We start from the raw sequence: 11,597 nt of genomic DNA on the forward strand, positions 1-11,597 counted from the left end.
GCCGCCTTGTCCTGATTTTTGTTAATCCACTATACGTCTTTCCCAATCATCAAAAAACCTTCAGGTAGCCTCAAAAGGCTACCTGAAAGCGCAGCTTCAACGAAGTTAAAACGAAACAAGGTTGGGTTAGCCACAGGCATAACCCAACAAATCAAGTGAACCATTAGCTTTCCCAATCCAAGCTACGCACTAAGCGGCTGTAGGGTGTGTGCCGCAGGCACGCACACCACCGTTTGAGTTTAGATAATCCGTGCGTGCGTTCCGCACACACACTACACGCCCCCTGAAAAGCCGTAGGTCGGACTCAAAAACACAACCTACTGCTGCTTCAACGAAGTTTAACCACCGTTGCCACTCATCCAAAAACTTTCAGGTAGCCTCAAAAGGCTACCTGAAATTCTCTACCCTCTTCCCTTTTCCCACTCATGCCGCGCCGTGCTCGCCTCGGCAAATATCTCCCGCAAGCCCGCTCCGTCTTCCTGTGCCAAACATTCGCGCAGCCGTGCCAGCTGTTGCTGTTGTCCGTCCAATAAAGCCAGCAGGTTGTCGCGGTTGGTCAGCGCAATGTCCGCCCACATCGCCGGTTCGCTGGCCGCCAAGCGGGAAAAATCGCGGAAACCGCTGCCCGCCAACCGCAGCCATGCCTCCGCCTCCGGCGCATGCGCCACCTGCCGCATATAGGCATAGGCCAAGAGCTGCGGCAGGTGCGATACCGCCGCAAACGCCGCATCGTGCGCCGCCGCATCCATGTGTTCCACCCGCGCGCCCATTGCCTGCCACAAGGCTGCCACCCGCGCCAGCGCCGCCGCATCCTGCCCCTCGTGCGGGCAAATAATCAGCCGTTTGCCTGCAAACAGCCCGGCCTGTGCCGCCGCCGCGCCCGAACGTTCCGTGCCCGCAATCGGGTGTGCCGCCACACAGCGCGGCCATGCAGCAGGCAAATACCGCGCAAACGCCGCCAGTGCCGACTGTTTGGTGCTGCCCACATCGCTCACCACACACCCCGCCGGCAAGAGCGGCGCCAATTCCGCGCAAATCCGCCCCACCGCACCCACCGGCGTAGCCAGCAGCACCCAATCCGTATCGGCCGATATGGCCTGCCCAAGCGAAGCAAAGCCTTTATCCACCACGCCCAAATCCAGCGCCTGCCGCAGATTGGCCACATCCGTATCCACGCCCGCCACACAATCCGCCAGCCCCAGCCGCTTCACATCCAAAGCCAGCGAGCCGCCAATCAGGCCAACCCCAACCACCACCATCCGCCGCAACAAAGCCATTGTTCGTCCTTTTCCCATTCGCTAATCACAGGTAAATATTCTAGCCGCAAAGCCTGCCCGGCAATAGGGCAGTTTCTTACTCCGCATACCAAAGGCTACCTGAAACGAGGTTTCCGCAGAAAGACGAGTTGCCGCAAAGCTAAAGTATAGCTTTGACGAAACTCAAACGGCACCAAAGGCTACCTGACACCTACACAAACAAAAAGGCTACCTGAAAATTTCAGGTAGCCTTTACTCATTCCAACTGCCTCAGCGTTTAGCGGGTAACGTTTTTATCCGCCAACTCTTTACGCAGTTTCTTGGTAACCGCCATCATCACTTCAAGCTGTTCCAAGGTTTCTTTCCAGCCGCGGGTTTTCAGGCCGCAGTCGGGGTTGACCCACAGGCGCTCTACCGGCACCACTTCCATCGCTTTGCGCAGCAGGCGTTCCACTTCGGCTTCGGTGGGCACGCGCGGGCTGTGGATGTCGTACACGCCGGGGCCGATGTCGTTCGGGTATTTGAAGTCGCCGAACGCGGTGAGCAATTCCATGTCGGAACGTGAAGTTTCAATGGTAATCACGTCTGCATCCATGCTGGCGATGGCGGGCAGGATGTCGTTGAACTCGGAATAGCACATATGGGTGTGGATTTGGGTGCTGTCTTCCGCGCCGGTGCTGGAGAGGCGGAAGGCTTCGCAGGCCCAGGCCAGGTATTCGTCCCACTGCGCTTTTTTCAGCGGCATGGCTTCGCGGATGGCGGGCTCGTCGATCTGGATAACCTTAATGCCTGCTTTTTCCAAATCCAGCACTTCGTCGTTCAACGCCAGTGCGATTTGCTTGGCCACCACGCTCAGCGGTACGTCGTCGCGCACAAACGACCATTTAAACATGGTTACCGGGCCGGTGAGCATGCCTTTCATCGGGCGTTTGGTGAGGCTTTGCGCGTAGGTAGACCAATAAACGGTCATCGGATTGGGGCGGGATACATCGCCGAAAATAATCGGCGGTTTCACGCAGCGGCTGCCGTAGCTCTGCACCCAGCCGAACTGGCTGAAGCAGTAGCCGGCCAGCTGTTCGCCGAAGTATTCCACCATGTCGTTGCGCTCGGCTTCGCCGTGTACGGGCACATCCAATTCCAATTTCTCTTGGATTTCCACGCAGTAGGCGATTTCTTTCTTCATCGCGGCATCGTAGTCGGCGGCGGAGAGCTCGCCTTTCTTGAACGCGGCGCGCGCTTGGCGGATTTCGGTGGTTTGCGGGAAGGAGCCGATGGTGGTGGTGGGCAGAACGGGCAGCTTCATCCATTCCTGCTGTGCCTTAATGCGCTGGGCAAACGGTGATTTGCGTTGGTCGGCGCCTTTGGGCAGGTCGGCCACGCGTTTTTGTACGGCTGCGTTGTGGATTTTCTTGTTGGTGGCGCGGTCGGCGGCAGCGGCATCGGATTCGGCCAAGGCAGCCTGAACGGCAGATTTGCCGTGTGCCAGCGCTTGTTTCACCACGCCCAGTTCCACCAGTTTCTGTGCGGCAAAAGCCATCCAAGATTTGATTTCGCCGTCCAGTTTTTCTTCCACGGCCAAATCTTGCGGGCTATGCAGCAGCGAGCAGGAGGGGGCAATCCACAAGTTGTTGCCGAATTTGGCTTTTACAGGCTCGAGCGTGTCGATTACCTTGTTCAGGTTGGCGCGCCACACGTTACGGCCGTCAATCAGGCCTACAGACAGCACGCGGTTGTCCGGCCAGCCGTCGGCAAATACGGAGAGCTGCTCCGGTGCGCGCACGCAGTCGATGTGCACGCCGTGTACGGGCAGGGATTTCAGCAGGTTCAGATGTTCGGCCACGGAGGCGAAATAAGTGCCGATGACGATGCGCACGCCGGTATTGGCCAATTCCTGATACACGGGGGCGAATGCGTCCAGCCACACTTGTGAAGCTTCGGCAGCCAAAATCGGCTCGTCAATCTGAATCCAATCCACGCCTTCGGCAGCCAGTTCGCGCAAGAGTTGTGCATAGGCAGGCAACAGTTTGGGCAGCAGCAGTTTGGTTACACGACAGCCGAAGTCTTCTTTTTTCTTGCCCAACCAAGCCAGCGTAACCGGGCCCACCAGCGTGGGCTTGATGTCGTGGCCTTGCGCTTTGGCTTCTTTGATTTGGGCAATCAGGTTTTTGGCGTTTACCTTAAATTCGGTGTCGGCCGACCATTCGGGCACGATGAAGTGGTAGTTGGTGTCGAACCATTTGGTCATTTCCATCGCAAACTGGGTGGCGTTGCCGCGTGCCAGCTGGAAGTATTCCGGCAAAGTCAGCTTGGCTGCATCAAAGCCGAAACGGGAGGGGATGCCGCCCAGCGTGCAGAGCAAATCCAGCACATGGTCGTAAAACGAAAAATCGCCCACCGGCAGCAAATCGGCACCGGCGGCTTTTTGGGTGGCCCAGTTGGCGCGGCGGATATCGACCGCTACCTGCTGCAATTCGGCTTCGGATTTCGCGCCTTTCCAAAAGGCTTCAACGGCAAATTTCAGCTCGCGCTTCGCGCCGATGCGCGGATAGCCGGAGAGGTGGAATGTGTTCATAAAAACTCCTTCAATGGTTTGCAAAATGGAAAATGTTTAGGAAATAAGTAAAATTTCTCAGGAGGCAAGTTTGCGGCAGGACGAGGCAAGTTGCAAGCGATAAATTTGCTGCTTTGTATGAATGAAATTAATGCAATCGGCAAAGTCAGCCCAAACTAGTTTTATTTAATTTTAAGAAAAATATTATTTTTCAAACTATTGAATAAAATTCTAAGATTCCGCGTTCTTCTCTTCTTTCCACCTCACCCTGTCTTTATAAATAAATTTTTAATGGATAGAAGAAAAAAGTCTAAGCTGGGTTGGCTCAGCCAGCCTTACCATTACGCTCCAAAGGCTACCTGAAACAAGGCTTCCACAGGCAGACGAGTTTCTGCGCAGCTAAAACACGGCCACGCCCGGCTTTCAAAGCCATTTCGGCCACAGTTCTCGGCTTTTCGGGTTGGCAAAAAACGGCTGCAACAGGCGTTGCAACTGCGGCAGGTAGGGGGTGGCGGCGGGGTCATGGCAAATGGCGGCGCGGTAATACAGGGCAAAGATTTCGGCCTGTTGCTCCATATTGAGCCGGTTTAAGTGCGGTACAGTATCGAGCATGGGCAGGCGGTAGGCGCGGTTTTTCAGGTAGCCCAAACGCAGGGCTAGCAAACTGCCGCCAAACCAAACGGGAAAACCATTTTGATGCTGCCAAACATGCGTCAGCTCGTGCACCAGCCAGGCGCGTTCGATCAAGGGTCGCTGGGCGAAATCGGGGCAGAACCGGTTGGCGGGAAAGTAAACATGGCCGAAGGGGGCAACGGCAATATTGCGGGTAGGCAGCCACCACGCGCCACCGTGCAGGCGGATGCGTTCATAACGCAACCCGCTGCCAAACACGCTGCGGGCGAGTTTGGTTTCGGCGGGGGTGAGCGGGCGGGAACGTAGGGGCATGGGTGGTTTATCAATCAATAGAGTAAGAGGCTACCTGAAAATTGCTGGCCATCTGGAAACAATAGCTTACAGTTTAACTATGCAGCAACTCGGCTTGCTTCAATTCGTTGCGGCCTCGGCCTGCTCCGCATAAACTCAGCTTCCTTCGGAAGCCTCGTTTTAACTTCATTGAAGCTGTGCTTTCAGCCAACCTTAAATGGCAAAACAACGCGGCTCAATGTTTACGGCTGTAGTTTTCGATGTCCTCGCACACAGTAGCGAGGAAGTCGAGGTATTTCGGGTCTTCGCCCGCCCACATTTCCTCTTCGCCCAACGCGTAGGCGCGAATGAGTTCGTCGGCGGCGCGCTCGAAGTTGCCCAACTCAAATTGCGCCTGGCCGAGCCGCAAATGCAAAAAGGGGTTGCCGATGGCATCTGGGCAGTGCATGGCGTGGCTGAGGGCTTCGCGGGCGGCTTCGTGGCTGCCGCGCAAAAATTCGGTGTCGCCCACCGCAGCCAGTATCCAAGTGGCGGCTTCCCATTCGGTTTGCGGCTCGGGCAGCAAATCCCATGCCTGCCAAAAACGCTCGATGGCTTCGGCATAGCGCTCCGCCTCGGCCAGCTCGTCGCCTTGTTCGCACAGCGCGGTGATTTGCTCGTAGATATGGTCGTTTAATTCGGCCATGGCAGGCTCCTTCTTTAGAGATGCCGCGTATTATACAGGCTACCTGAAAGCCTTTATTCCTTCCTTTCAGGTAGCCTCTTCTCCTTGGGCGCGTGATAATATGCGCCGTCTTTTTTGCTCACACCACCCGCCACCATGTCCACCCCCCAACAACGCATCCGCACCCTTGTGCAAACGCTCAACCGCTACGCCCACGAATACTACACTTTGGACGCACCCAGCGTGCCCGATGCCGAATACGACCGGCTCTACCGCGAGCTGGAAGCCCTGGAAGCCGAGCATCCGCAGTTCAGGCTGCCCGAAAGCCCCACGCAGCGGGTGGGCGGCGCGGTGTTGGACGGCTTTGAAACCGTGGTGCACGCCGTGCCGATGTTGTCGTTGAACAACGCGTTTTCGCCGCGCGACGACGAAACGGGCGCGTTCGACCACGCCGAATTTTTGGCGTTTGACGAGCGCGTGTGCAAGGAACTGGGCGTGGCGCAGGTGGAATACGCCGCCGAGCCGAAATTTGACGGGCTGGCCGTCAGCCTGTTGTATCAAAACGGGATTTTGGTGCAGGCTGCCACGCGCGGCGACGGCACCACGGGCGAAAACGTGACCGAAAACATCAGAACCGTGCGCAACATCCCGCTGAAACTGCACGGCGAAAAGCAGCCTGCACTGTTGGAAGTGCGCGGCGAAGTGCTGATGCTCAAAGCCGATTTTGCCGCGCTGAACCAACGCCAGCTCGAAGCCGGCCAAAAGCCCTTCGCCAATCCGCGCAATGCCGCCGCAGGCAGCCTGCGCCAGCTCGATTCCAAAATCACCGCGCAGCGCAAACTGCATTTTTTCGCCTACGGCATCGCCCAGCTTTCGGGTGCGGAAAGGCTACCTGAAAGCCACATGGAAGAGCTCGCGCTGCTGCACGAACTCGGCTTTTCCCTGCCCGAAGGCTATTTCGGCGCGTACACCGGCGCGGCGGCCGTGTTGTGCGAATACGAACGGCTGGCCGAACACCGCCCTCGCCTGCCGTATGAAATCGACGGCATGGTCGTCAAAGTGAACTCGTTGGCCGAACAGCAGCAACTCGGCTTCGTGTCGCGCGCGCCGCGTTGGGCGATTGCCCACAAATTCCCCGCCGAAGAAGCGCTCACCACCGTGGAAGCGATTGACGTGCAAGTCGGCCGCACCGGCGCAATCACCCCCGTGGCGCGGCTTGCGCCCGTGTTCGTGGGCGGCGTTACCGTGACCAATGCCACGCTGCATAACCAAGACGAAGTGGCGCGCAAAGACGTGCGCGTGGGCGACACCGTGGTCGTGCGCCGCGCAGGCGACGTGATTCCTGAAGTGGTGCGCGTGCTGTTGGAACGCCGCCCAATGCAACCCGTTGATTTATTGGGCGAACAAATAGCAGCGAAGTACGAACCGTTCAGGCTGCCAGAAACCTGCCCCGTGTGCGGCAGCGCCGTAGAACGCGAACCCGGCGAAGCCGTTGCCCGCTGCACCGGTGGCATGCTCTGCCAAGCCCAGCGCGCACAAGGCCTTATCCACTTCGCCAGCCGCAAAGCCATGGACATCGCCGGGCTGGGCGACAAACAAATCGAAGCCCTCGTCGCCGCCGACGTATTGCACAGCTTTGCCGATATTTATCAATTAGATATCGACAAACTGCAAACCATCAAAGACAGCAAATCCGCCGCCACCAAATGGGCGCAAAACATCTTGGACAGCATCACCCAAAGCCGCACCCCGCCGCTCGCCCGCTTCCTGTTCGCCCTCGGCATCCGCCACGTCGGCGAAAGCACCGCCAAGCAGCTGGCCGCCGCGTTCGGCAACCTCGACACCGTGCGCCGCGCCCCCGAACCCATACTCGCCTGCCTGCCCGACATCGGCAGCGTCGTCGCCCACGCCATCGCCCACTATTTCAGGCAGCCTGCACAGCAAAAAATGCTGGACGACCTATTGCAACACGTCGCCCCGCAAGCCGCCGCTCCATCGCCGCAAACCCGCGCCAACGCCGCCCCCGAACAATGGCTGCAACGCCTGCCCAACATCAAACTCAGCGAAAAACGCGCCGCCGAACTCTGGCAACTCGCAGGCAGCCTGCACGCCCTGCAAACCGACCAAGCCCTGCCGCAAGAATGGCAAAACTGGCGCAGGCAGCCTGCACACGCCGCCCTGCTGCAAGAAATCACTGCCTTCACCGAAGCGCTGCCTGAAAGCAGCACAGACAACGTTTCAGGCAGCCTGCACCCCGAAAACCACCCAATCGCCGGCAAAACCTTCGTCCTAACCGGCACCCTGCCCACCCTGAAACGCGACCAAGCCGCTGCCCTCATCGAAGCCGCCGGCGGCAAAGTGAGCGGCAGCGTGTCCAAAAAAACCGATTTCGTGGTGGCCGGCGAAGCCGCAGGCAGCAAACTGGAAAAGGCGCAGGCACTGGGCGTGGCGGTGTTGAGCGAAGAAGAGTTGCTGGGGATGCTGGGGAACTAGCTTCAAAGGCTGCCTGAAAACCTGTTCCCTTATCTGTAACCCACTTGGGCGCATAATGGTTTGGCTAAGTGATAACCCAAATTGCATGCACGCAAATCAATACAAAGACAGCTCCATGAAAACCTACGCCAACGCCGCCGAACTGATTACAGCCATCCACACTGCGCTAGACAAATACCTCGCTGAATTTGCCGATATTGCCGAAGCCGACAAACACCGCCGTGCCGTACCCGACGGCAAAACTCCGGCCGAACATCTGGCCTACCAACTCGGTTGGACCGGCCTGCTGTTGCAATGGGAGCGAGACGAGCAGGCAGGCCAAACCGTTCATACGCCCGCCGAAGGCTACAAATGGAACGATTTGGGCGGGCTGTATCAGCAGTTTTACCGGCAATACGGCAGCCTCTCGCTGCAAGAGGCTCAAGCCCGATTGCGTGAGCAGGCTGCCCAAATCTGCACATGGCTGGAAACGCTGTCCGAACAGGAGTTATTTGAGCCGAACCAGCGCAGATGGGCAAACAACCAGGCAAAATGGCCGGTCTGGAAATGGGTGCACATCAATACGGTTGCGCCGTTTACCAACTTCCGAGCGCATATCCGCAAATGGAAAAAGCAGAATCTGCATGACTAGACACATGCTGTAGAGGCGCACTTAATTAGAAATACTACCCATGTGCACAAGTTCCGCACCCTGCTAAAACTGTCTTAAAGGCTACCTGAAAACCTGTTCCCTGCCATTTAGCCGCCCCATTTTCAGGTAGCCTTTTCTCCCCACACCTCCCCTATCTGCGCCATCCCCGCCCCGTTCATCGGCAATCTCAGGTAAGATGGCGTTTTTTTCGGAGACAGCTATGCCGCAAAAAGTAATCGCAATCGACGGGCCGAGCGCATCGGGTAAAGGCACGGTGGCGCAGCGGGTGGCGGATGCCTTGGGCTGGCGTTATCTGGATTCGGGCGCGCTCTACCGCATCACCGCGCTCTATGCGCGCAACCGCCAAATCGCTTGGGATAACGAAGCTGCGGTGGCCGCGCTGGCGCAGGCTTTGCCGGTGGAGTTTGTTGAAGGCGCGGTGCTGTTGGACGGGGAAGATGTTTCCGCCGCCATCCGCAGCGAAGAAATCGGCATGGGGGCATCACGGGTGGCGGCGCTGCCGGCGGTGCGCACGGCTTTGTTGCAGCGGCAGCGTGCGTTTCTAACCGAACAGGGGCTGGTGGCCGACGGGCGCGATATGGGCTCGGTGGTATTCCCCGATGCCGTGCTCAAGGTTTTCCTCACCGCTTCGCCGCAGGTGCGTGCCGAACGCCGTGCCAAACAAATCGGCGTACCGCTTGCGGGCGCGGGTTTCGAGCGCATTTTGGCCGATATCGAAGCACGCGACGAAGCCGACCGCAACCGCACCGTTGCGCCGCTGCAAAAGCTGCCTGAAGCCCATCTGCTCGACACTTCGGCGCTGACGATTGAAGAATCAGTAAAAAAAATGCTTGATTGGTATCGGGAAAAATAAAGTTACTGTATAATGCCGCGTTTTCGGCGCATCCGTTCCGCTTGGGCGCGGCTGTGTTGCATAAACAATTGATTTAACTCACGCCTGCCATGCCAAGGGTGGCAGGCTTCTATCAACTCCAACCCTCCGCACTCCTTGGCCGTGCGTGGAAAAGACAAAACCTTATGGAAAATTTTGCCCAGTTACTGGAAGAATACTCAGCCGTACAAGAAATGAATCAGGGCGAGGTGATTACCGCCGAAGTGGTGGCGATTACCGACAAACACGTTATCGTGAACGCCGGCCTGAAATCCGAATCCCTGATTGATTTAAACGAATTCAAAAACGCCCAAGGCGAACTGGAAGTTAAAGTCGGCGATTTCGTTACCGTAACCATCGAATCCGTAGAAAACGGCTTCGGCGAAACCAAACTCTCCCGCGAAAAAGCCAAACGCGCTGCCGATTGGCTGGCTTTGGAAGAAGCCATGGAAAGCGGCGAGATCCTCTCCGGCGTGATCAACGGCAAGGTCAAAGGCGGCCTCACCGTGATGATCAACAGCATCCGCGCTTTTCTGCCAGGCTCTCTGGTAGACGTGCGCCCGGTGAAAGACACTTCTCACTTTGAAGGCAAAGAAGTTGAATTCAAAGTGATCAAACTGGATCGCAAACGCAACAACGTAGTGGTATCCCGCCGCGCCGTGCTGGAAGAAACCCTGGGCGAAGAGCGTCAGGCTCTGCTGGAAACCCTGCAGGAAGGCACCGTGGTGAAAGGTATCGTGAAGAACATCACCGACTACGGCGCATTCGTAGACTTGGGCGGTATCGACGGCCTGTTGCACATCACCGATTTGGCATGGCGCCGCGTGAAACACCCCAGCGAAGTGCTGGAAGTGGGTCAGGAAGTAGAAGCCAAAGTATTGAAATTCGACCAAGACCGCAGCCGCGTATCTTTGGGCATGAAACAGCTGGGCGAAGACCCCTGGAGCGGCCTCGCTCGCCGTTACCCCGCCCGCACCCGTCTGTTCGGCAAGGTAACCAACCTCACCGACTACGGCGCATTCGTTGAAATCGAACAGGGCATCGAAGGCTTGGTACACGTTTCCGAAATGGACTGGACCAACAAAAACGTTCACCCAAGCAAAGTGGTTCAGCTGGGCGACGAAGTAGAAGTGATGATTCTGGACATCGACGAAGACCGCCGCCGCATCAGCTTGGGCATGAAACAATGCCAGGCCAATCCGTGGGAAGAATTTGCTGCCAACTTCAACAAAGGCGACAAACTCACCGGCGCGGTTAAATCCATCACCGATTTCGGTATTTTCGTGGGCCTGCCCGGCAACATCGACGGCCTGGTACACCTCTCCGACCTCTCTTGGAGCGAAAGCGGCGAAGAAGCTGTGCGCAAATACAAAAAAGGCGAAGATGTGGAAGCCGTTGTATTGTCTATCGATGTAGAGAAAGAACGCATCAGCTTGGGCATCAAACAGCTCGAAGGCGACCCCTTCGGCAGCTACATCAGCATCAACGACAAAGGCGCCTTGGTGAAAGGTACCGTGAAATCTGTTGAAGCCAAAGGCGCCGAAGTGCAGCTGGCCGACGAAGTAGTGGCCTACCTGCCTGCTTCCGAGTTCGACAGCGAGCGCGTGGAAGACCTGACCACCAAGCTCAAAGAAGGCGACGAGGTGGAAGCCGTCATCGTTACCGTAGACCGCAAAAACCGCAATATCAAGCTGTCGGTAAAAGCCCGCACTGCCAAAGAAAACCGCGAAGCGCTCAACACCGTGAACGCAGCGGCCAGCCACGCCGGCACCACCAGCCTGGGCGACTTGCTCAAGGCCAAGCTGGGCGGCGAAAACGAATAAGGATAGCGCAAAATGACCAAATCAGAGTTGATGGCCCATCTGGCCGAGAAGTACCTGGCTCAAGGGCATTCCCGCCTGGCTGTTAAGGATGTGGAGCAAAGCGTGAAGGTTTTGGTGGATGCCATGACCCGTGCGCTGGCTCGTGGTCAGCGTATCGAGATTCGCGGGTTCGGCAGTTTCGACCTGAACCATCGTCCGGCACGCATCGGCCGCAACCCGAAAACCGGCGAAAAAGTGAACGTGCCCGAAAAATACGTGCCGCACTTCAAAGCCGGCAAGGAATTGCGCGAACGCGTAGACCAAGCCGCCAAGTAAGATTGGCATTCAGCTGAATAAAAGGCTACCTGAAATTTTCAGGTAGCC

9 protein-coding genes are annotated in these 11,597 nt (G+C 57.3%); 5 read left to right on the forward strand and 4 right to left on the reverse strand.

The features are described 5' to 3' along the window. Window positions 1–401 precede the first annotated feature (401 nt). The 4 genes from HMPREF2541_RS10255 to HMPREF2541_RS10270 form a co-directional block, all read right to left on the reverse strand. Window positions 402–1,277, reverse strand: coding sequence for a prephenate dehydrogenase (locus tag HMPREF2541_RS10255; RefSeq protein ID WP_003824989.1), 876 nt, complete (start codon window positions 1,275–1,277; stop codon window positions 402–404). Window positions 1,278–1,533: 256 nt separating this feature from the next. Then, entirely contained in the window at window positions 1,534–3,828 is a 2,295-nt protein-coding gene (metE, locus tag HMPREF2541_RS10260) for a 5-methyltetrahydropteroyltriglutamate--homocysteine S-methyltransferase (RefSeq protein ID WP_003824987.1), read from the reverse strand. Between the two features lie 402 nt (window positions 3,829–4,230). Continuing rightward, window positions 4,231–4,752, reverse strand: a complete 522-nt coding sequence (locus HMPREF2541_RS10265; RefSeq protein WP_050754466.1) for a hypothetical protein — start codon at window positions 4,750–4,752, stop codon at window positions 4,231–4,233. Between the two features lie 214 nt (window positions 4,753–4,966). Next, window positions 4,967–5,416 (reverse strand): hypothetical protein, encoded by a 450-nt coding sequence (locus tag HMPREF2541_RS10270; RefSeq protein WP_003824977.1) that lies wholly within the window; start codon window positions 5,414–5,416, stop codon window positions 4,967–4,969. A 135-nt stretch (window positions 5,417–5,551) separates the two neighbouring features. On the opposite strand from HMPREF2541_RS10270, the gene ligA reads away from it, so the two are divergent. From ligA to HMPREF2541_RS10295, 5 genes are all read left to right on the forward strand, one after another. Continuing rightward, window positions 5,552–7,888 (forward strand): NAD-dependent DNA ligase LigA, encoded by a 2,337-nt coding sequence (gene ligA / locus HMPREF2541_RS10275; protein ID WP_070543489.1) that lies wholly within the window; start codon window positions 5,552–5,554, stop codon window positions 7,886–7,888. 115 nt (window positions 7,889–8,003) lie between these two features. After that, the gene (locus HMPREF2541_RS10280; protein WP_035581318.1) at window positions 8,004–8,519 is read left to right on the forward strand and encodes a ClbS/DfsB family four-helix bundle protein; all 516 of its coding nucleotides are present in this window, start codon (window positions 8,004–8,006) and stop codon (window positions 8,517–8,519) included. Window positions 8,520–8,739: 220 nt separating this feature from the next. Beyond that, window positions 8,740–9,393, forward strand: coding sequence for a (d)CMP kinase (gene cmk, locus HMPREF2541_RS10285; protein ID WP_246824991.1), 654 nt, complete (start codon window positions 8,740–8,742; stop codon window positions 9,391–9,393). 164 nt (window positions 9,394–9,557) lie between these two features. Further along, entirely contained in the window at window positions 9,558–11,234 is a 1,677-nt protein-coding gene (gene rpsA / locus HMPREF2541_RS10290) for a 30S ribosomal protein S1 (RefSeq protein ID WP_023887868.1), read from the forward strand. A 12-nt stretch (window positions 11,235–11,246) separates the two neighbouring features. Next, window positions 11,247–11,549: an integration host factor subunit beta gene (locus HMPREF2541_RS10295; protein ID WP_003824966.1), complete on the forward strand. Its 303-nt coding sequence runs from the start codon at window positions 11,247–11,249 to the stop codon at window positions 11,547–11,549. Window positions 11,550–11,597: the final 48 nt, after the last annotated feature.

This window comes from Eikenella sp. HMSC061C02, from assembly GCF_001809035.1.
Classification (GTDB): Bacteria; Pseudomonadota; Gammaproteobacteria; order Burkholderiales; family Neisseriaceae; genus Eikenella; species Eikenella corrodens.

Coding starts and splice junctions, on each gene's coding strand:
- HMPREF2541_RS10255 (WP_003824989.1), bottom strand. CDS start 1,277: ATGGCTTTGTTGCGGCGGATGGTGGTGGTTGGGGTTGGCCTGATTGGC.
- metE (WP_003824987.1), bottom strand. CDS start 3,828: ATGAACACATTCCACCTCTCCGGCTATCCGCGCATCGGCGCGAAGCGC.
- HMPREF2541_RS10265 (WP_050754466.1), bottom strand. CDS start 4,752: ATGCCCCTACGTTCCCGCCCGCTCACCCCCGCCGAAACCAAACTCGCC.
- HMPREF2541_RS10270 (WP_003824977.1), bottom strand. CDS start 5,416: ATGGCCGAATTAAACGACCATATCTACGAGCAAATCACCGCGCTGTGC.
- ligA (WP_070543489.1), top strand. CDS start 5,552: ATGTCCACCCCCCAACAACGCATCCGCACCCTTGTGCAAACGCTCAAC.
- HMPREF2541_RS10280 (WP_035581318.1), top strand. CDS start 8,004: ATGAAAACCTACGCCAACGCCGCCGAACTGATTACAGCCATCCACACT.
- cmk (WP_246824991.1), top strand. CDS start 8,740: ATGCCGCAAAAAGTAATCGCAATCGACGGGCCGAGCGCATCGGGTAAA.
- rpsA (WP_023887868.1), top strand. CDS start 9,558: ATGGAAAATTTTGCCCAGTTACTGGAAGAATACTCAGCCGTACAAGAA.
- HMPREF2541_RS10295 (WP_003824966.1), top strand. CDS start 11,247: ATGACCAAATCAGAGTTGATGGCCCATCTGGCCGAGAAGTACCTGGCT.